The sequence below is a fragment of the Paenibacillus arenilitoris genome (assembly GCF_014705655.1).
In the GTDB taxonomy this organism is placed as follows: domain Bacteria; phylum Bacillota; class Bacilli; order Paenibacillales; family Paenibacillaceae; genus Pristimantibacillus; species Pristimantibacillus arenilitoris.
Genome location: NZ_JACXIY010000036.1, coordinates 16,335 through 36,468 on the forward strand (window position 1 = coordinate 16,335; position 20,134 = coordinate 36,468).

A 20,134-nucleotide genomic window follows, 5' to 3' on the forward strand; every position below is an offset into this window, starting at 1 on the left:
AGGGAGCGTCTTTGATGCAGGAATACGATCATGAATTTGCCGATTTTATTTACTATACGCCGGGGGACTTGGACAAGGAGGGACGGATCTGGCCGGTCCGTGCGGGACGATGCATAGCAAAACCCCATTATAAAGTGGGGCCCAAAAGAATCGAGTGCTATAGCTTTCATTTCGTGCGAGAGGGAAGGGTACGGTTGGAATTCGACGGGCATCATGTCGAGCTGCAGAAGGACGACATGTTCTGTTTGTTTCCGGGCCGGACTTACTACTACTGCATGCTCCCATCGGACGAACCGCTGCAGATGAGCTGGATCGCGGTTGACGGGGACAGGGTCGAAGGGCTGCTGGAGCTTGCCGAATTATCGCCGGACAGGCCGTACCGCGAGAAGCTGGCCGCCTCCTCCGTCAAGACAACGGCCGATCGGCTGATCGCCGCGCTGGCCGTCGCCGAGAAGTGGAATCCGGCCGTATCCTTGTCGCTGCAAGCACTCGTCTGCGAGCTGTTCGCCGGACTCGTTCCGGAATCGGCGACGGTCCCGTCGTCCGAACCTGCCGGCTGGATTAAAGGGTGCATGGATTATATCGAGCTTCACGCGACGGAAGGGATTTCCGTTCAGCAGGTGGCCGAATTTGCCGGCGTGAACCGCTCGCACTTCTCCTACGTGTTCGCCAGTCAGGTCGGATTGCCGCCAATGAAATATATCCAGAAGGTTCGCATGGAGAAGGCGAAGCGGTTTCTGAGAGAAACCGACGCGACGATTACGGAAATCGCGTTTTCGCTCGGTTACCCCAGCCTATATTCATTCACCCGAGCTTTCAAAATTTACTTCGATTCTTCACCGTCCACCGTGCGCAAAGCAAGAAGAGCCGAATAACGGCGCAAAATAGTAAGCGCTTTAATCAAAGGGCGCATCGATTGTTCTACACACGGCTATTTGTAAAGGAGGCTGTTGCCTATGAAGCTTTCCTCCCTTATCAGGTTGATATCACCGCAGCTCAGCATCCAAGGGAAAATTTTAATCGCGTTCAGTCTGGTCACCCTTCTCTCGATCGTTACGATTACCGGCATCGTGTACGTGAACATGCGGGAGATGATCAAGCGGAACGCGGTCACCTCGGTGACGGACAGCATTCGCCAGGCGGATGAATCGCTCAATATTATGCTCGAGGAAATCGACCGGTTGAATACGGTTGTCGTGACCAACAGAAACACGGTGATCAATACGCTGCTCAGCCCGTCCGAGGAAATCAGCTTCGAGTGGTTTCAGGAGCAGAAGCGGATTGACGAATTTTTATCGGGATTAATCGATTATAAGCCTTATATTACGAGGATCGCCGTGGTCGGCCTGAACGGCAAGGTGTTCTTCACCGGCGGCCCGTGGCTGGACCGTACCGTCCTGGAGACTCCGATGATGGATTACATGCTGCGCAACGGCTCGCGGCATGCGTATTTTAAGCCCGAAGGCGCGATGGACGCCATCACCGTAGGCCGGGAGATCCGTTTCAACCGCGAGACGATCGGCGTCGTCATGGTCGATTTGAACTATGAATTCATCAAAAAAACGTACGGCGTGAAGCCGACCGAGGACAGCATGCTGTACGTGCTCGACGAACAGAACGGCTTCGTCTACCGTACCGAAACGGAGCCGTCCTCCTCCGCGCCCGCCTTGGAGACGATCGTCAAGCTCAATGAGCGATTCGCGGGATCCGCCGACGTCGTGGAGACGGACATTGACGGAAGGAAGTACATCGTCGTCAGCCGCTTGTCCGTAAGTACCGGCTGGACGACGCTGGCGCTCATTCCGATGGACTCGCTGCTAATCGACTTTACGAAGATGCGCAATTTGATGGCGGAAGTATCGGTCATCGTGTTTATCGTCGTGCTGATCGGCTCGCATATGGTAACGACGCGGATGACGATCAACATCCGGCGGCTGAAAGCGATGATGATGTTCGTGAAGGACGGCAATTTGACGTTTCCGAAGACCGAGATCAAAACAAAGGACGAAATCGGTCAGCTGTACCGCGTCTTCATCAGCATGGTGGAAGAATTGAAGCGCCTGATGGAAGGGATACGAATAAGCGAGAAGAAGAAGCGCGAGGCCGAGCTGACGGCACTGCAGGCGCAGGTTCGGCCGCATTTTCTATACAATTCGCTCAACACGATCAAATATTTGGCCAAGCTGAATCGGGTGCCCAATATCGAAGAGGTGTCCGGCTCGCTGATCGAGCTCATGCGAAGCGTACTCGGCAATTCCAACGAATTTCTTACGGTGCGCGAGGAGCTCGACTACGTGTTCAGCTATGTATCGATCGAGAAATACAAGTATATGGTGCCGATAGAAGTGCATACTCAGATCGAGGACGAAGCGCTGCTCCATTGCCGCGTGCTGAAGCTGATGATGCAGCCCCTCGTCGAAAATGCCATCATTCACGGCATCGGTCCTTCCGAGAACGGGGGATACGTGCTGATTCGCGTCTACGAGGAGAACGGCGAGCTTCGAATCGAGGTAACGGACAACGGCAAAGGCATGAAGCCGCATCAATTGGAGCAGCTGCTCGGCGAAGGGGAAGCGGGCAAGGAGGAAGAATCGTCGCGCTTCAGCGGCATGGGCATCCGCAGCGTGCATGAACGGATCATCCGCATGTATGGCGAGCCCTACGGCGTGAAGGCATACAGCGAGCCGGGGCTGTATACGAAGGTCGAAATCAGGTTTCCGAAATTGACTGATACGGATAATTCCGATAAAAAGGCGGTGTGATCATGTTTCAAGTGCTGCTGGTAGACGACGAACCACTCGTTCGGAACGATTTGTGGACGTTATTGGACTGGGAGAAGCATGGATTCAAGCTAAGCGGCGAAGCATACAACGGGGCAATGGCGCTGGACATGATCGAGCAGTCGCCGCCTCACATCGCCATAATCGACGTGAATATGCCCGAGATGAACGGCGTGGAGCTTAACAAGACGATTCGGGATCGGTTTCCTTCCGTCAAGACGATCATGCTGAGCAGCTACGACGACTACGACTATGTGCGCGAGTGCTTGAAGGACGGTGCCGTCGATTATTTGTTGAAGCATCGGCTCGACGGCGATGCGCTCATGGCGGTATTGAACAAAGCGGTGCTGGAGCTCGGGAAGAAGAACCGGAACCAGGAGGGTGGGATCGCGGACGAAGCGGCGGAAGAACGGGTGAATCCGGATCATGTCCGCGACTGCATCGCGGAGCTGGTGAAGGGCAGCCCTTCAGCAGCCAAGGAGCTCGAAGCCCTTGCCCGCAAGAGCGGCCTGTATCGCGGGGCGGTCGGTTACGCCGCTGCCGTCGTACAGATCGTGCCCTTCCTGCTGCTGACCGAATCCTACAGCGACGTGCAGACGAACCGTCTGGTCCGGCAGGCGGTCGATATGATGCAGCAGAACCTGGGCGATCCGGGCGAGCGGACGGCGGCCTACGTGGGGAACGGGCGCCTTGCCGTCGTGTTCGCGTTCAAGGAACGCAGCGAGCATGCATCCGCCAGCGAAGCCGCCAGACTGATGAGCAAGCTGCAGCATTCGCTCGAGCTGTTTCTTAACTTGAAGTGCAGCTACGCCATCGGGCACGTATGCGGCAGCTTGATCCAGGTCGGCGCAAGCTACGGCTCGGCGGAGCGGGTACTCGACGCTTCGCCCTCCGCGGAACGGCCCGCCGCAAGGCCGGCTGGCGAGATGCCGGAACAAGAAGAGACGAAACAAAGCGTCTATACCAGTCAGCGCGTCTCGCTCAGCATCGAGGAGCAGAAGCAGCTGCTCCTTTCCATCGAGAGGCTCGATAAGGATGGAATGCACAATGTATTAATGGCCGTGTTCGCGTCTATCCGCAATCAGCCGGTTCATTCCCATGCCGTGCAGATGATCGTCAGCGAGCTCCTGCACACCGGCGATAAAGCGATAAAAAAATGGATGCCGATGCATTCCGCCGAAGCCGCGATGGAGGAGCTGCCTTCGCGCAGCGATCTCGAGAAATGCGGCAAGGTGGGTGAGCTGGAGCAATGGCTGCAAGCCTATTATGCCGGCTTGCTGAAGCTGCTGAAGCAGCAGCGCGTCACCGGGCCCTATTCGAGGCATGTGGCGCAAGCTATCCATTTCATTCTGGAAGGGTACTCGGGCTACATTACGCTGGAGCTGGCGGCGGGCGCCATCGGCCTCAACCCTTCGTATTTAAGCCGGCTGTTCAAGGAGGAGACGCAGCAGACGTTCTCCGAATATTTGAACCGGGTCCGGATCGACGCCAGCCGCAAGCTGCTGGAGGACGGCCAGTACTCGATCAAGCAAATCAGCAATCAGGTGGGCTTTACGACGCATAACTATTTTTTCAAGGTGTTCAAGGAATTGACCGGCATGACGCCGCAAATGTATTTGAACGGATTGGGCCGTGGAAGCGATAACAAAACCGTAAAATAAGTGGAGTAAATAGTCATATTATTGTAATTTGCCGTTTTTTCGCGTGGATTATAATAAATTGACACCGCGGAAACGCTTACATCATCCGTAAGGTGAATATAAAATGGAGGTCATTAATACATGCGCAAACATTGGGGGAGATTTGCGGTAAGTACGATGGTCGTTGCCGGGCTTTTGATTGCAGGGTGCAGTTCCAATGCCGGCAACAAGAACGGGAACGAAGCGGGCAATTCGGAAGGCGCCGTCGTTCAGGCGGAAGGATTCCCGATCGTCGAGCAGCCGATCAAGCTGAAGATGTTCACCCGGATCGCGCCGGTCAACGGTCCGTTCAAGGATATGCCGGTGTTCCAGGATTACGAGAAAATGAGCAATGTGCAAGTAGAGTTCATCGAGGCTCCGACGGACGGCTTTGCAGAGAAGAAGAACCTGCTGTTCGCGTCGAACGAGCTTCCGGACGCGTTGTTCCGTTCGGGCTTGTCGCCGCTTGAGGCGGTTCGTTACGGCTCGGCCGGCCAGCTGATTCCGCTGGAAGAGTTGATCGACCAATACGCGCCGAACCTGAAAGCGCTAATGGACGAATATCCGGAAATTCGCCCCGGCATTACGTCGCCGGAAGGCCATATTTACGCAATCCCGGGCATCGTGACGCTGAATGCGGCCCGCACCGATAAGAAGTGGATCAATAAAGCTTGGCTCGACAAGCTCGGCCTGCCGGAGCCGGAGACGACGGAAGACCTGTACAACGTGCTGGTCGCATTCCGGGACCAAGACCCGAACGGCAACGGCAAAGCGGATGAGCTTCCGATGACCGCACGCCCCGGCCTTGCGATCGTCCTTGCGATGGGCGGATCGTTCGGACTGGATACGCAGCTCGGCTACAACATCAATCTGGTGAACGACAAGGTCGAAATCTGGATGGGCAGCGAGAAGAACAAAGAGATGCTGATGTACTTGAACAAGCTTTACAAAGAGAAGCTTCTCGACCAGGAAATTTTCTCGCATAAGGAAGCGCAGTTCCTGGCGAAGCAAGGCACGGGCAACACGGGGCTGTTCTTCGACCAGACGAACAATAACTTCCTGTCGATCCAGGATCAATATACGGGAGTCGCGCCGTTCACGGGGCCGCACGGAGACAAGATCCAAAGCCAGGGCGGACCGGTTCCGCGGGATTTCGGAGCGTTCGCCATTACGTCGGTCAACAAATATCCGGAAGCGACGATGCGCTGGATCGACTATTTCTACAGCGATGAAGGCTCCACGCTGCTGCGGTTCGGCCGCGAGGGCGAGCATTACGAGCTGAGGGACGGCATTCCGTATTACACGGAAGATTTCCTGAAGGATATTACGAATCAGGCGAAAATCACGCCGTACGCAGGGGGCGGAGCGCCGCACATTATTAGCGAGAAGGTCGCTTCCTTCATTAACCCTCCGCAGGTGCAAGAGGCTCAGGAGAAGCTCGATCCATACATGCCCGAAGTACGCTACGCGGCTCCGATGTTCGATGAGCAGACGGCGCAGCAGGTGAACGTCCTTCGCAACGATATCGACAAATACTACGAAGAACAAAGCACGAAGTTTATCGTTGGCGCGCTCAGCTTCGATAAGTGGGAAGAGTTCCAATCCACGCTCAAGAAGATGAAGCTCGATGAGCTGCAGAAGATCTATCAGGAAGCTTACGATAAAATGGAAAAGTAAGGCCGACACATTGATCCGCGTTAGATAAGGAGTAGATGCCCATGAAGAGCGCGCAAGCAGAGGCGATTCCCGCTCTGCCTCGAAAATCGAGCCGCGGCTCCCGCCTGTTAAAACAAATGGCCAAGCGGTATGATCTGTACCTCATGCTGCTTCTGCCGATCGCTTGGTATTTGATCTTTCACTACGGACCGCTGTATGGGCTGCAAATCGCCTTCAAAAATTTCAATCCGGCAAAAGGCATTCTCGGCAGCGAATGGGAAGGCTTCGGACATTTCGAGCGGTTCTTTGATTCCTACTATTTCTGGAGGCTGCTCTGGAACACGCTGTCCATTAACCTGTTCTCGCTGCTGATCGCCTTTCCGATTCCGATTATGCTGGCGCTGCTCGTGAACGAGATCCGAAGCAAGCGGTTCAGCAAGCTGCTGCAAAACATCACGTATATTCCGCACTTCATTTCGGTTGTCGTTATCGTAGGCATTCTGAACGTCTTTCTCTCGCCGACGTCCGGTCCGATCAACATGGTGATCGAGGCATTCGGCGGAGAGCCGGTCCGCTTCCTGGAGGAGGCGGGCTGGTTCAAGACGATCTTTATCGGCTCGAACATCTGGCAGAACATGGGCTGGCAATCGATTATTTACATCGCGGCGCTAAGCGGCGTTAATCCGCAGCTGTACGAGGCGGCCAAGATGGACGGGGCGACCCGGCTGCAGCGCATCTGGCACGTGTCCATACCGGGCATCGCGCCGGTCATCGTCATCCTGCTCATCCTGGATATCGGCCATTTCATGAACATCGGCTTCGAGAAGATTTTGCTCATGCAAAATAACTTGAACCTGGAATCGAGCGATGTCATCTCCACGTTCGTCTACACGACGGGCGTTCTGAAAGGCGAGTACAGCTATACCGCCGCCATCGGCCTGTTCAACTCGGTCATTAATCTGGTGCTCTTGCTGCTCGTGAACCGCATCGCGCGCAAGACGTCGGAGACGAGCTTATGGTAAAGGAGGAACCTGCATTGTCCAAGCAACAAACCATAAGAGGCGCTTCGGACGACAAGGTGTTCGACGCCATCGTGTATGCGATCGCGGCGGTCATTATCGTCATCGTGCTTTATCCGCTTCTCTATATCGTCGGCGCCTCGTTCAGCGATCCGGCCAGGGTGATCAGCGGCGAAGTGTGGCTGCTGCCGAAGGGCTTCACGATGGATGCGTATACGAACATTTTGCACGACGACCGTATTTGGACGGGATACCGCAATACGATATTCTATACAGTCGTCGGCACGGTCATTAATATCCTCATGACGCTGCTCGCGGCCTATCCGCTGTCGAGGCCGGATCTGCCGCTTCGCAACGGGATCATGGTGCTCATCACGCTCACCATGTTTTTCGGCGGCGGTCTTATCCCGACTTATCTGCTCGTCAAGGATCTCGGCATGGTCGATACGATGTGGGCGCTGATCGTTCCGGGCGCCATCGCCACCTACAATCTCATCGTCATGAGAACGTACTTCCAGTCGAGCATCCCTTGGGAGCTTCAGGAGGCGGCCCATATCGACGGCTGCTCCAACTGGCGGCTGCTGATCAGCATTATTTTGCCGTTATCCAAGCCGATTCTGGCGGTAATGGTGCTGTTCTACGCGGTCGGCCATTGGAATTCCTTCTTCAACGCGCTGATCTATATCCGCGACGAGGCGCTTCATCCGCTTCAGCTCGTGCTTCGCGAAATATTGCTGATCAGCCAAACGGCGATGACCGACAGCAGCAGCGTCGTCGGGATGGAAGACAAGATACTGCTCGCGGAGAGCATCAAGTTCGCGGTCATCATCGTATCGTCCCTGCCGGTATTGGTTATGTATCCATTCGTGCAGCGTCACTTTGTCAAAGGCGTCATGATCGGTTCGGTCAAAGGTTAACGGCGGCCAATATCACAAGACTTACGGAGGCATTATGAATAGGAACGCAAAGATTACCATTGATTGCAGCCGAACGAGCGAGCATACGATTAATCCGTATCTGTTCGGGCATTTCGTAGAGGACATCCGGGATCATATGGAAGCGATGCTCGCTTATCCGCTCAAGGATATGGATTTCGAGAGCGAATCGCTGACGAAGCGGGAAGTATCGGGAAGCTGGACAACGTACACGAACGGCAAGAATACGCAGTACGCCCTGGAGGGACCGGCTCCCCGGCACTCCGGACGCGGCCAGCGCATCCGCATCCTGAGCGACGACGAAGCTTATGCCGGCATCGCGCAGAAGGCCGCTTTGAAAGGGCCGATGGATTATACGGTCAAGCTGGTCGCACGGGCATCGATCGAGCTCAAGTATGTGCTCGTCCAAGCGGTGGACCGGCGCACGGAGGAGCTGCTTGGCGGAGCGCGCGTCGACTTGTCCAGCCATAACTGGCGGGAGTACGAGGCGCGGCTGTCCGTGGCGCGCGAATGCGCCGACGCCGAGCTCCGCATCTACGTTCCCGCCGACCATCCTAGATGGATCGATCACGTATCGACCGGCATGCTTTGGCTCGATCACGCGTCGCTGCTGCCGATGGACAGCGTCGCGATGGTGAAGCGCGAGGTCATCGACATGACGCGGGATCTTAACGCGGGCATGATGAGGCTGGCGGGCAACTACATCAGCGCTTATCACTGGGACCATGGCGTAGGGCCCGTCCTGGAGCGGCCGGTCATGTACAATGAGGCATGGGGCGGCTGGACGAGCAAATATTTCGGAACGGACGAATTCATCCGCTTCTGCCGGGAGCTTCAGGTCGAACCGCTCATCTGCATCAATGACGGCTCCGGCACGCCGGAGGAAGCCGCGCAGTGGGTTGAATATTGCAACGGCGGCGCCGATACGCCGATGGGCGCGCTGCGCGCGGCGAACGGCCATCCCGAGCCGTACGGCGTTCGTTATTGGGAGATCGGCAACGAGGTGTGGGGCCAGTGGCAGGTCGGCACCTGCTCCGCGGAAGAGTTCGCCAAGCGCACCGTTCCGTTCATCGAGGCAATGAAGGCGGTCGATCCATCTTTGATCCTGTCGGTCTGCGGCCACTTCGATCAGGCGTGGAACAAGACGGTGCTGGATATCGCGGGAGATCGCTTCGAATACTTGACGCTGCATCTGTACCACGGCTACGGCCCGTTCGGCATGAACCGGGAAACGCCGGCGGACGAGCGCTACAAGGCGATCGCGGCGTTCCCCGAATTTACCCGTCATCATGTGTCGAAGACGGAGGAGCACATCCGCGCGAACGCGAAGCACAGCCACGTCAAGCTGGCCATTACCGAATATAACACCATGTATTACCCGAATACGATTCGCAAAGGGCTGCCGGACGAGCATACGCTCGGCGCGGCGGTCGCCAATGCCGGCAACCTGAACGAAATGCTTCGCCGCAGCGACATGATTCATATCGGCAGCTTCTCGGATCTGGTGAACGGCTGGCTCGGCGGATGCATCCGCGTAGGCGATTATTACGCCGACCAGTACCGCGGCAAGGAAGCGGGCTGGAGCGGGAAGCCTCTCGCCGTATACGGAACGCCGACCTACGAGGTCATGAAGCTTTACGCGAATCGGGACATCCGGCATATGCTGCAAGTCGATGCCGAGTGCGGCACCTTCTCCGTCGAAGCTTCCAAGCCGACGCCCGTCGCGCTCGACGCGCTGCCGGATCTCGACGTCGCGGCCTGCGCGAATGAAGACGGCAGCGTCGTGACCGTATTCATCGTGAACCGCAGCCTGAACGAAGTGAAGGCGGAGCTGGATTTGCCGGGCTTCGACGCCGCGGAGGAAACGATTGTTCACGAAATTACGGGCGATCATTACGAGAACATCAATTCCGTGTTCGAGCCGGACCGGATCGTCAGCGCGTCGAGTGCCGTTCCGGCGTCCGAATGGCGGAGCGGCTATACGCTGCGGCCGGCGTCGGTCTATGCGCTTGAGATAAAGAGACGGTAAGGGTAAGGAGAGGGAGATTCCATGACGACCAAAGCTTATACGAAGGACTATCCCAGACCGCAGTTCGTTCGCGAGCATTGGACGAATTTGAACGGCGAGTGGAGCTTCCGCTTCGACGACGGCAACGTCGGCGAGTCGCAGAATTGGCAGGAGACGTTCGAAGAGACGCATAAAATCACCGTGCCGTTCACGTACGAGACGAAAGCGAGCGGCATCGGCGAAGAGCGGTTCCATCCGCACGTATGGTACAGCAAATCGGTTTCGATTCCGAAAGACGCGGAAGGCAGACGGGTCATCCTGCATTTCCAGGCGGTCGATTACATCGCCAAAGTGTGGGTGAACGGCTCGATGGTCGGCCGGCATCAAGGTGGCTACGCGGCGTTCTCCTTCGATATTACGCCTTATCTCGTATTCGGGGCCGATAACATCATAACGGTCAAGGCGGAGGACGGCGACAGCTGCACCCAGCCAAGGGGCAAGCAGCGCTGGACCAAGGACAACTTCGAATGCTTCTACGTCCAGACGACCGGCATCTGGCAGACGGTATGGCTCGAATACGTGGAGGAGCAGAGGCTTGATTCCGTCAAAATAACGCCGGACATCGACCGCAACGCCGTCCGGTTCGATTACAAGGTGCACGGCGCGGCGGGAACGGCGGGCGAGCTTAGGCTCGAAGCCATCGTGACGTTGAAGGGCAAGCCCGTGAAGCGGGTAAGCTTGGCAGCGGACCGCCCGAGCCAGAGCATCGAGGTCGATCTGGTGCATGAAGCGAACGGGCCATGGAAGAAGAGCCTGTGGTCGCCGCGGCATCCGAACCTGTACGACGTCGAATTCGTGCTGTACCGGGGCGACAAGGTCGTGGACCGAGTCCATTCCTACTTCGGGATGAGAAAGATCTCCATCGAGAACGGCAAGGTGCTGCTGAACAACTCGCCGATCTATCAGCGGCTTATTTTGGACCAAGGCTATTGGACCGATTCGCATCTGACGCCGCCGAGCGAGGAAGCGCTGATCGAGGATATCGACAACATGCTGGCGATGGGCTATAACGGCGTGCGTAAGCATATGAAAATCGAGGATGCCCGCTTCCTGTACTGGTGCGACGTGAAAGGGCTGCTCGTCTGGTCCGAAATGGCGGCTACCTTCGAATTCAACGATGACGCGGTCGACAATTTTACGAAGGAATGGCTCGAAATCGTGCAGCAGCAGTACAATCACCCGAGCATCATTACGTGGGTTCCGTTCAATGAGTCATGGGGCGTATCGGCCATCCTTCGCGACAAGAAGCAGCAGAAATTTACCGAAGGCATCTACTATCTGACCAAGTCGATCGATCCGTACCGTCCGGTCATCACGAACGACGGATGGGAGCATACGGTGTCGGACATTCTGACCTTGCACGATTACGTCCAGACCGGCGACGAATTTCTGAAGCGCTATGCGGGCAACAAGGAAGCGATCGTCAGCAACGAGACGACCTGCAACCATTGGAAATACGCGTTCGCCGAAGGATACGGGTACAAGGGACAGCCGATCATGATCACGGAATTCGGCGGCATCGCATTCCAATCCGACAAGGGCTGGGGCTACGGCGAGCAGGTGACGACGGACGAGGCGTTCCTCGCGAGGTTCGAAGGCTTGACGAAGGCGATTAAGAGCGTCGATTACATCAGCGGGTACTGCTATACGCAGCTTGCCGACGTGCAGCAGGAAATCAACGGCCTTCTGACGGAAGCCCGCGAGCCGAAGTTTCCGCTCGAGAAGATCAGAGCGATCAATTTAGGCTAATTCGGCTTTGGAAACGCAAGAAGCCTGTCCGGGCGTATGCCTGGCAGGCTTCTTTTGCATGCTTGCGATTGGAAGTTCTATGCATGAATTTCCAAAATAGCATTTACACCGGAATGATCACGAGGTATGATTATTTTAACAGAATAGTTTTGGAATACCGGAGGAGCCTGTCGACAAGGGATAGCTATGTCTTAAACATGGGTATCTGCTTGTGACGGGCTTTTTTGCTGTTTAAAGGGGGCTGCCCCTATAAGCGATCGCCGCATCCGGTTCAAGACCAAGCACTTCCGTATTCGATAAAGGGGGATCTCTGCATGCATGTATTTAATGAAACCTTTGTGCAACTACTCATTCTGCTCGCCGTCTCGATGTTCGTTATCGCGATTTCGAAGAAGCTGAATCAGCCTTACTCGATCGCGCTTGTCATCGTCGGACTGATCCTTGGCGTAACGCATGTTCCATTGCTGGAGGAAGCGGAATCGTTCATTACCCAGTCCCACGTATTCCAGGCGATTATTATTTCGTTGTTCCTGCCGATTCTGCTTGGCGACGCCACACTGAAGCTGCCATTCTCGCATCTCAGAGAACAAAGCAAGCCGGTCCTGGCGCTGGCGTTCGGAGGCACGCTGCTTTCCTTCTTCATCATTGCCGCCGCTTGCTATTACCTGCTTGATCTGCCGCTTATCGTTGCGTTTACGTTCGCTTCGCTAATGAGCGCAACGGACCCGATCAGCGTCATTTCCATCTTCAAATCGCTGGGCGTTCCCAAATCGGTCGTTACGATCATTGAAGGGGAATCGCTGTTCAACGACGGAATCGCGGTTGTGCTATTCCAGATATCGTCCGTCTACTTGCTTTCCTATATGGAGATGGGGATAGCGGGACTCGGAAGCGGCCTATTGCTGTTTTTAAAATTCGCGCTCGGCGGTATTGCCGTAGGCGCCGTACTTGGTTATCTGTTCTCGCAGCTCATTCGGTTATATGACGATTACCCGCTGGAAATCGGGTTTTCGATGCTGCTCTTCTTCGGCAGCTTCTTTATTGCGGAGCACTTCCACGTCTCCGGCGTCATCGCGGTCGTGGTCGGCGGCCTGATCTTCGGCAGCTACGGGGCCAAAATCGGCATGTCGGAGACGACGAAGATGAACATTAACTCGTTCTGGGACGTCGTTACCCTTATCGCGAACTCCATGATTTTCCTGATGATCGGATTGGAAATCAAACATATCGACTTCTCGGACAAATGGCTCGCGATCGCATCCGCCATCGGGATTGTGCTCGTAGGCCGGACGGTTGCGCTGTATGCGAGCGTCTCGATGCTGCGCAATTTCCCCGGCAGATGGAAGGCGGTGCTGAACTGGGGCGGATTGAAGGGCAGTCTGTCCATCGCGCTGGCGCTCAGCCTGCCGGCCTCCTTCGAGGGACGCGATACCGTTCTGGTGCTGACGTTCAGCGTCGTCCTCTTCTCCTTGCTCGTCCAGGGGCTGACGATCAAACCGCTGGTTCTGAAGCTTGGATTAAGCGAGAAGACGAAACAATCCTCGCAATCGAATTAATCGATTCGCTTCAGGAAGGCGCGGATCAGCAGCCATAAGAGGAACAGGTGAAACAGCAGTCCCGCAACCGGCAGCGCGGAGGAGAGGACCGGCTCATCGTTCGCGCCGAGAAAATAAACTTTGGCCGGCCAATACGAAGGGATCCACGCGCCGGCATACTGCCATGGCTCCGGGACGAACGCGGCGACGGCCGGTCCGGCGAAGAGAAGGCCGCTCAGCTTGGACAGAGCCAGGCCTTCGACTTTGTTGCCTGCATATGCGGCAAGAAAGAGAGAGAAACAGGGCGCTTCGATCGCAAGCAGAAGGAAGGCGTGCATCGCTCCCGGTCCGATAACCGCTAAATCCGACAGAAGGATAAAGGCTGCACTCAGCAGAGCGGACAAGAGGCTCGGCATAAACAATCGGTACGCCAAATAACCGCCGCGCGTAAGAGGCGTAGCCGCATAGTAGCCGATCAGGTGCTCATCTCGTTCATCGAGCATGAGCAGCCCGGCCATCGTTCCGGGAAGGAGCGGGATGGTGAGCAGCAGGAAGACAGCGGCAAAATCCGTATACGGAAGCAGGGAAAAGGCGAATTGCCCCTCCAGCCAGCCGGAAAGCGGAACAAAGACGAACCGGGCAAATGCGATGACGGCAATCGGGCCGAGCAGGGCGGCCATCAGCATCGGGTCCTTCCAAATGTGGCGCGCGTCGTTTAGCAATAAGATCCGGTATTTTAACATCTGTCGCTCTTTCCCCTCTCCGTTCCGGATAATAAGTGCCGCTCGATGGAGCGTTTCGCCCAAAAATAGACGATGACGTTGCCGGCCCACAATATTGCGATCGAATAGACCGTCTCCATGATCGTAACAGACCGATAGACCGAGCCGATCAGCAGAAGCGAGCCGTTCGTCGGCAGAATCGCGTACCAAGCCGGGTGGCCGATCTCAAACAAGCGGAGCAAAGGCAAAGCCAGCGGCAAAGCATACAGTTGAGTCAAGAGAAGGAAGCCGTTGACGGACTGCGTTCGGACGACAATGCCGATGGACAGCAAGGTGCACAAGGTGGACGTAAGCGCGACGCCGACGGTGAACAACGCGGGCGCAGCCGGCATGCCTAACGAAAGCCCGTGAATCGCCCATGCGGCCATTGTAGAGAGCAGGGCCAGGGAGGCCGACTTGCCGAGCAAATATTCCCGCAGCCTAAGCGGGGTAACGAAAAGGCTGACATGAATGCCCTGATCCTTCTCGAGCAGAACGATCCCCCCGGCAAAAATCAACCCGAGCGCGCTTGGATCGGAGAACGTAAGCAGTACGGTAACCGTCTCCTTGTAAGCGGCCGGAATCGCATGGAGCAGCAGCAAATAAAGAGAGCAGACGAGCAAATAAACGAAATAAAACCGGTGGCGCCACTGGAAACGGACATCGTTCAGAAAAGCGGCGAGAAGCCTCATGCCAGCGTCCTCCCGGTGACGTCGATAAAGATTTGCTCGAGCGACGCCTCCAGCGAATGGATCGTTTCGACTTCGAAGCGGGCGAGAAGCGCCAGAAACCGTTCATTCCGGTGCAAGCCGTCGATCGCGAATTCCTCCGTATGCCGCTGTTCTCCGTCCATGTACTCGACCCGAACGCGCTTCTTGCCTTGCCGCAATCGCAGCTCTCTCGGCGAGTCGATCAGCTTGATCCGTCCGTCCACGATAAAAGCGACCCGGTCGCACAGCTCCTCGGCGGCCTGCATGTTATGCGTCGTAATGACGATCGTCGTTCCTTCGGCCCGCCTCTCCAGCATGAGCTCCTTCATGATCCTCGCATTGACGGGATCGAGCCCCGACGTCGGCTCGTCGAGGAAGAGGACCGGCGGCCGGTGAAGGAGGGCGCGGCAGAAGTTCAGCCGCATCTTCATCCCCTTCGACAGCTCCGACACCTTCGCGTGAGCGGCGTCTCCCAGTCCGACCCGTTCCAGAAGGCGCATCGGGTCCTCGGTCTCCCCGGCGTAGAGCGAACGGAACAGCTTTAAATTCTCAAGCGCGGTAAGCTTCGCATAAAAGTTAGGGAATTCGAAGGCGACGCCGATCCGTTCGTAGTAGTCGGAGCGGCTGTTCCGAATTTCCTCGCCCAGCACCTGGACCCGGCCTTCGTAGCTTTTCAGCGCGCCGATCAGAATCTTCTGCGTCGTGCTTTTTCCCGCGCCCGACGGACCTAGAAAGCCGAAAATTTCACCCGGCCCGATGGAGAAGCTTAATCCGTGCAAAATGCGTTTTTTTGTACCCGGATAAGCAAAAAACAATTGATCGGCTTCAATGACCATGTCATCCTCTCCCTGCGTCTTGATTGGCGAGCATGCCTTCGGTGATCAGGTCGATCAGCAGCGCAATCGTCTCGTCGAAGACGGCTTCTCCGATTTCCTTCTTGTGCAGGGACAATAGCAGCAGCGACCGCAGCATGCCGACGATCAGCTCCGGGCGGGTGCCGGCCAAGAGTCCGGAAGCCTGCCACCTGCGAATGACCGGCATTAAGGCGTCCCGATCCTCGGCGAAATTGCGTTCCAGCATCTCGGCCGGAAGCTTGCGTACCAGCTGCTCGAAATCGCCCTCGAGGTACATCTGCTTCATGAGCGGGCTTTCGCTAAGGAGCCGGAAGGCTTCGAGCATGAATCGCTTGATCGATTCCTTCGCGACGACGTCCTCCGCAAGATAAGACTCAAGCAGCGTCACGCGTATCCGCTGTTCTTCCTCCAGCAGCAGCTGATAGAACAGCACTTCCTTGGACGCGAAGAACAAATAAAACGAGCCCTGCGCGATTCCGCACGCTTTGGTCAAATCCTCCACGCTCGTCTTCCGAAGCCCGGACGCAGCAAATCGGCGCCGCCCTTCTTCCAGCAGCTTGTGCTGGATCCAATCCTTTTCCTTTTCCGTGAACTTTTTAGGCACGCGCATCGAACCCGCTTTCAATGACTTTATGAATGATTATATTTTATATTCACCATAATGCAAGAAGAACGGCTCTTATGTCAAGCGCCGGTGATTCTGTTATGCTGGTATGGAACGACTAAGGGGGATCGGACAATGAAATGGATCGCGGAGCAGTCTTACTATAAGGTGGAGCGGGTCGTCACGGCGAACAGCCAGGAAGCCATTGTGCAGGAGAGGCATATGCGTCTGTACGAGCATAAGCTGGAAACCCGCTTCCGCGAGTTTCCGATCCGGGAGCTGTTCGATCTCTCCTACCGGCAAATGGGGGGTGAAGGGGGATTGCTTTATTTGCATACGAAGCAGGGCGTATTCTCCTATACCGTTCACGACGACCCGGCCGCATTCATCGATGCGTGCAGAGCGATCATTCGGCGGTATTCCGGCGAATGATGCGGATATACTCCCTTGGCGCGAACGGCGATTGGCGGTCAACCGGTCCGGTCGAAGGGAAGGACGAATAGATCGTGACGCTTGGGGCGTCGTGCGATTGATTGCGGGCCGCGGATTGCTTGGCGGACAGGCGGTTGTTCAGGACGCCGCCGGCGAGCACGAGGAGAACGAACAAGGCCGCGCAGACGACGATTTTTTTGACGGGCATGCGATCACTCCTTATTAGAGAGTAATCTCCAAGTCGGGGACGATTCATGCTCCAATTGCGGAAAACGGCGGCGATTTGTTTTGACAACGGGGACGCCGGACGATATACTTTATATCAGCTATGAAAAAAATCATATGACGTTTTAACCGGAGGAGCCTGCCAACAGCGGGCTCTTTTTGCGTTTTTTCGGGGATTGCGGCTGCCGGCACTTACTTTTAGCTGAAATTGGAAATGCTGATTAGGTATATCTTGCTTGCGTAAGGAGGAACAGATTTGTCTTTGCTTCATATCGTCATTCTATTGCCTTTTATCCTGGCCGTCTTCGTTCCGGTTCTGCATAAATGGTCGAAGCGATTGCATACGGGATGGTTCGTGCTGCCCGCTCCGGCCGCGTTATTCGTTTATTTGCTGGGATGGCTGCCGAATGTGCAAGAAGGAGAGCGGATGACGGCGTCCTTGCCGTGGATTCCGTCGCTGGGCATCGATTTTACCGTCTATGTGGACGGCCTCGGCTTATTGTTCGCCCTCCTCATAACGGGAATCGGTACGTTGGTCGTATTATATTCGATCTTTTATTTGGATAAAGGAAAGGAAGCTATTGGGCACTTTTACGTCTATTTGCTGCTCTTCATGGGGGCGATGCTCGGAGTTACGCTGTCGGACAACGTCATCGTTCTTTACGGATTTTGGGAAATCACGAGCATCTCGTCCTTCCTGCTGATCGCCTTCTGGCATCACCGGGAAAAATCGCGCTACGGCGCGCTCAAGTCGATGCTGATTACCGTCCTTGGCGGCTTGGCCATGCTGGGCGGCTTTGCGCTGGTCTACGTCATGGCGGGGACGTTCAGCATTCGGGAGCTTGTCGGCAGCGCGGCGGACATAGCCGAACATGACTTGTTCATCCCGGCGATGCTGCTCATTCTGCTTGGCGCGTTCACGAAGTCGGCGCAGTTCCCGTTCCATATCTGGCTGCCGGACGCGATGGAGGCGCCGACGCCGGTCAGCGCCTATTTGCACTCGGCGACGATGGTGAAGGCCGGCCTGTATTTGGTCGCCCGCTTCAGTCCGGTATTCGCCGGCGAGCCGGCCTGGTTCTGGCTCATCGCCGCATCCGGCATCGCCACGTTGCTGTACGGCTCGTACCGGGCGCTCAAGCAGACCGATCTGAAAGCGATGCTCGCGTTCTCGACCGTCAGTCAGCTTGGCCTGATCATGAGCCTGCTCGGACTCGGTTCGGCTGCGGCGGTCTACACGGGCACGAGCGAATCGTTGTTTTACGCGAAAGCGACGTTGGCGGGCATCTTCCACCTGATGAATCACGCGGTATTCAAAGGGGCGTTGTTCATGGTCGTCGGGATCGTGGACTATGAGACGGGCACGAGAGACATTCGCAGACTCGGCGGCCTGATGTCCGTCATGCCGGTTACGTTCTCGGCTGCGCTGATCGGCGCGTTGTCGATGGCCGGGCTGCCGCCGTTTAACGGCTTCCTTAGCAAGGAAATGTTTTTTACGGCCGTTCTGAATATCCGCGAGCTGGACGTATGGAACATGGCGTTCTGGGGCGCGTTCTTCCCGGTGATCGCCTGGATCGCGAGCGTGTTTACGTTCTTGTACAGCATGCTCCTCCTGTTCAAGACGTTCGCGGGCAAGAAGCAGTTCGAGAAGCTGGCGAAGAAGCCGCACGAAGCGCCGCTCGGCATGCTGCTGCCGCCGGTCGTTCTCGCTTCGCTGGCCGTCGTGTTCGGCTTGTTCCCGAACCTGCTGTCCTACTCGCTTATTGAACCGGCGATGGCGGCGATCCATCCGGCCATGCTGGACGCGGGCGCGAAATTTCATGTCTCGATCTCGTTCTGGCACGGCTGGACGGCCGAAATTTATATGACGATCGGCGTCGTCGCCGCAGGAATATTGCTTTATAAGCTGTATCCGCGCCTGAGCCTGCTGAACAGGCCGCTGTTTACCCGCTTTTCCTTGAACAAGACGTATGACGGAGGGATCGGCAGGCTGGACGGGAGCGCGAAATGGCTGACCGATCGTTATATGACGGGCTCGGTCCGGCACTATCTGATCTATATCCTGTTCTTCCTTATCGTCTCCGTCGCCATGACGATGGCCGGTTCGGGGGGGATGCGGGTCGATCTCTCGGACTTCGCGCCGATGTCGCTGTACGAGGCGGTCATTATATTTGCGCTCGTCGCCTCCGTCATTGCCGTGCCGTTCGCGCGCTCCCGGATGATGGCGATCATCCTGACGGGTACGGCGGGGTATATGGTTACGTTGTTTTTCGTCATTTTCCGCGCGCCGGATTTGGCCCTGACCCAAATGATCGTGGAGACGGTGTCGGTCACGCTGTTTCTTCTATGCTTCTACCATTTGCCGAAGCTGAAGAAGGAGTTGGCGAGACTTCGCTTCAAGCTGTCGAATTTCCTGATCGCGCTTGGCGTGGGCGCCGTCATGACCGCGGTCGCGCTCAGCGCGAGCAGCGGCCGCTCGTTCGAGTCGATATCCGGTTATTTCCTGGAAAATAGCTACAAGCTGGCCGGCGGCAAAAACGTCGTCAACGTCATTCTCGTCGACTTCCGCGGCTTCGACACGATGCTGGAGATTGTCGTGCTCGGCATCGCCTCGCTCGGCATATACGCGCTGATCAAGCTTGGACCGGACGCGGTCGGAACGGCAGACGGGCGGCCGGCTCAGGTTCTCGCTGCCGATGGAAGGGACATCCGCAGCAACGACGTCATTCTGAAGACGATATCCAAGGCGGTCATCTTCGTCATCCTGACGTTCTCGCTCTATCTGTTCTTCTCGGGCCATCACGAGCCGGGAGGGGGCTTTATCGGCGGGCTGATGACGGCTGCGGCCTTCGTGCTGCTGACGATGGCGTTCGGCATGAAGGCGATGCGGGATATCGTTCCCGTCGACTTCCGCAAGGTGACGGCGGCCGGCATTATCGCGGCGCTGCTGACCGGAATGGGCTCGTTCTTCTTCGGCGAGCCGTTTCTGAGCCACGCGTTCGGCTATTTCGACCTGCCGCTGCTCGGCCACGTGGAGCTCGCCACGGCGATGCTGTTCGATCTTGGCGTCTATTTAACGGTCGTCGGCATTACGATGACAATCATTCTGGCCATAGGGAGGGATAAGTAG

The 20,134-nt window shown here is 56.4% G+C and carries 16 protein-coding genes; 11 read left to right on the forward strand and 5 right to left on the reverse strand.

What is annotated here, in order from left to right:
• The first annotated feature begins 14 nt into the window (after positions 1-14).
• The 9 genes from IDH41_RS24630 to IDH41_RS24670 all read left to right on the forward strand — a co-directional run bounded on the left by IDH41_RS24630 (position 15) and on the right by IDH41_RS24670 (position 13,442).
• Entirely contained in the window at positions 15-875 is an 861-nt protein-coding gene (locus tag IDH41_RS24630) for an AraC family transcriptional regulator (protein WP_190865870.1), read from the forward strand.
• Positions 876-956: 81 nt separating this feature from the next.
• Complete coding sequence (locus IDH41_RS24635) at positions 957-2,762, forward strand: cache domain-containing sensor histidine kinase (RefSeq protein WP_190865872.1); 1,806 nt, start codon at positions 957-959, stop codon at positions 2,760-2,762.
• 2 nt (positions 2,763-2,764) lie between these two features.
• The gene (locus IDH41_RS24640; protein ID WP_190865874.1) at positions 2,765-4,441 is read left to right on the forward strand and encodes a response regulator; all 1,677 of its coding nucleotides are present in this window, start codon (positions 2,765-2,767) and stop codon (positions 4,439-4,441) included.
• Positions 4,442-4,561: 120 nt separating this feature from the next.
• The gene (locus tag IDH41_RS24645) at positions 4,562-6,136 is read left to right on the forward strand and encodes an extracellular solute-binding protein (RefSeq protein WP_190865875.1); all 1,575 of its coding nucleotides are present in this window, start codon (positions 4,562-4,564) and stop codon (positions 6,134-6,136) included.
• A 41-nt stretch (positions 6,137-6,177) separates the two neighbouring features.
• The gene (locus tag IDH41_RS24650; RefSeq protein ID WP_190865877.1) at positions 6,178-7,137 is read left to right on the forward strand and encodes an ABC transporter permease; all 960 of its coding nucleotides are present in this window, start codon (positions 6,178-6,180) and stop codon (positions 7,135-7,137) included.
• 14 nt (positions 7,138-7,151) lie between these two features.
• Positions 7,152-8,051, forward strand: coding sequence for a carbohydrate ABC transporter permease (locus IDH41_RS24655; RefSeq protein ID WP_223830039.1), 900 nt, complete (start codon positions 7,152-7,154; stop codon positions 8,049-8,051).
• 34 nt (positions 8,052-8,085) lie between these two features.
• The gene (locus IDH41_RS24660; protein WP_190865881.1) at positions 8,086-10,098 is read left to right on the forward strand and encodes an alpha-L-arabinofuranosidase C-terminal domain-containing protein; all 2,013 of its coding nucleotides are present in this window, start codon (positions 8,086-8,088) and stop codon (positions 10,096-10,098) included.
• Positions 10,099-10,119: 21 nt separating this feature from the next.
• The gene (locus tag IDH41_RS24665; RefSeq protein WP_190865883.1) at positions 10,120-11,886 is read left to right on the forward strand and encodes a glycoside hydrolase family 2 protein; all 1,767 of its coding nucleotides are present in this window, start codon (positions 10,120-10,122) and stop codon (positions 11,884-11,886) included.
• 314 nt (positions 11,887-12,200) lie between these two features.
• On the forward strand, positions 12,201-13,442 hold the full coding sequence (locus tag IDH41_RS24670; protein ID WP_190865885.1) for a cation:proton antiporter: 1,242 nt from the start codon (positions 12,201-12,203) through the stop codon (positions 13,440-13,442).
• Here IDH41_RS24670 and IDH41_RS24675 read toward each other — a convergent pair.
• Genes IDH41_RS24675 through IDH41_RS24690 form a run of 4 tightly spaced genes read right to left on the reverse strand, consistent with a single transcriptional unit; the run spans position 13,439 to position 16,356 of the window.
• A complete protein-coding gene (locus tag IDH41_RS24675) occupies positions 13,439-14,164 on the reverse strand; it encodes a hypothetical protein (RefSeq protein WP_190865887.1) in 726 nt (241 codons plus the stop codon). The genes IDH41_RS24670 and IDH41_RS24675 overlap by 4 nt on opposite strands.
• Entirely contained in the window at positions 14,158-14,874 is a 717-nt protein-coding gene (locus tag IDH41_RS24680) for a fluoroquinolone export ABC transporter permease subunit (protein WP_190865889.1), read from the reverse strand. Before IDH41_RS24680 ends, IDH41_RS24675 begins: the two co-directional genes overlap by 7 nt.
• Positions 14,871-15,728: an ABC transporter ATP-binding protein gene (locus IDH41_RS24685; RefSeq protein ID WP_190865890.1), complete on the reverse strand. Its 858-nt coding sequence runs from the start codon at positions 15,726-15,728 to the stop codon at positions 14,871-14,873. The genes IDH41_RS24680 and IDH41_RS24685 overlap by 4 nt, the downstream gene beginning before the upstream one ends.
• A gap of 1 nt (position 15,729) precedes the next feature.
• Positions 15,730-16,356, reverse strand: coding sequence for a TetR/AcrR family transcriptional regulator (locus IDH41_RS24690; RefSeq protein WP_397328534.1), 627 nt, complete (start codon positions 16,354-16,356; stop codon positions 15,730-15,732).
• A gap of 129 nt (positions 16,357-16,485) precedes the next feature.
• Between IDH41_RS24690 and IDH41_RS24695 the strand changes: the two genes are divergently transcribed.
• Positions 16,486-16,782, forward strand: coding sequence for a hypothetical protein (locus IDH41_RS24695; RefSeq protein ID WP_190865894.1), 297 nt, complete (start codon positions 16,486-16,488; stop codon positions 16,780-16,782).
• Here the strand turns inward: IDH41_RS24695 and IDH41_RS24700 are convergent.
• Positions 16,757-16,990, reverse strand: coding sequence for a hypothetical protein (locus tag IDH41_RS24700; RefSeq protein ID WP_190865895.1), 234 nt, complete (start codon positions 16,988-16,990; stop codon positions 16,757-16,759). The genes IDH41_RS24695 and IDH41_RS24700 overlap by 26 nt on opposite strands.
• 273 nt (positions 16,991-17,263) lie before the next feature.
• Here IDH41_RS24700 and IDH41_RS24705 point away from each other — a divergent pair, with 273 nt between their 5' ends.
• Entirely contained in the window at positions 17,264-20,134 is a 2,871-nt protein-coding gene (locus tag IDH41_RS24705; protein WP_190865897.1) for a Na+/H+ antiporter subunit A, read from the forward strand.

Excerpts from the sequence above, each read along its gene's own strand:
- IDH41_RS24630 (WP_190865870.1), top strand. The coding sequence starts at position 15 with ATGCAGGAATACGATCATGAATTTGCCGATTTTATTTACTATACGCCG.
- IDH41_RS24635 (WP_190865872.1), top strand. The coding sequence starts at position 957 with ATGAAGCTTTCCTCCCTTATCAGGTTGATATCACCGCAGCTCAGCATC.
- IDH41_RS24640 (WP_190865874.1), top strand. The coding sequence starts at position 2,765 with ATGTTTCAAGTGCTGCTGGTAGACGACGAACCACTCGTTCGGAACGAT.
- IDH41_RS24645 (WP_190865875.1), top strand. The coding sequence starts at position 4,562 with ATGCGCAAACATTGGGGGAGATTTGCGGTAAGTACGATGGTCGTTGCC.
- IDH41_RS24650 (WP_190865877.1), top strand. The coding sequence starts at position 6,178 with ATGAAGAGCGCGCAAGCAGAGGCGATTCCCGCTCTGCCTCGAAAATCG.
- IDH41_RS24660 (WP_190865881.1), top strand. The coding sequence starts at position 8,086 with ATGAATAGGAACGCAAAGATTACCATTGATTGCAGCCGAACGAGCGAG.
- IDH41_RS24665 (WP_190865883.1), top strand. The coding sequence starts at position 10,120 with ATGACGACCAAAGCTTATACGAAGGACTATCCCAGACCGCAGTTCGTT.
- IDH41_RS24670 (WP_190865885.1), top strand. The coding sequence starts at position 12,201 with ATGCATGTATTTAATGAAACCTTTGTGCAACTACTCATTCTGCTCGCC.
- IDH41_RS24675 (WP_190865887.1), bottom strand. The coding sequence starts at position 14,164 with ATGTTAAAATACCGGATCTTATTGCTAAACGACGCGCGCCACATTTGG.
- IDH41_RS24680 (WP_190865889.1), bottom strand. The coding sequence starts at position 14,874 with ATGAGGCTTCTCGCCGCTTTTCTGAACGATGTCCGTTTCCAGTGGCGC.
- IDH41_RS24685 (WP_190865890.1), bottom strand. The coding sequence starts at position 15,728 with ATGGTCATTGAAGCCGATCAATTGTTTTTTGCTTATCCGGGTACAAAA.
- IDH41_RS24690 (WP_397328534.1), bottom strand. The coding sequence starts at position 16,356 with ATGCGCGTGCCTAAAAAGTTCACGGAAAAGGAAAAGGATTGGATCCAG.
- IDH41_RS24695 (WP_190865894.1), top strand. The coding sequence starts at position 16,486 with ATGAAATGGATCGCGGAGCAGTCTTACTATAAGGTGGAGCGGGTCGTC.
- IDH41_RS24700 (WP_190865895.1), bottom strand. The coding sequence starts at position 16,990 with ATGCCCGTCAAAAAAATCGTCGTCTGCGCGGCCTTGTTCGTTCTCCTC.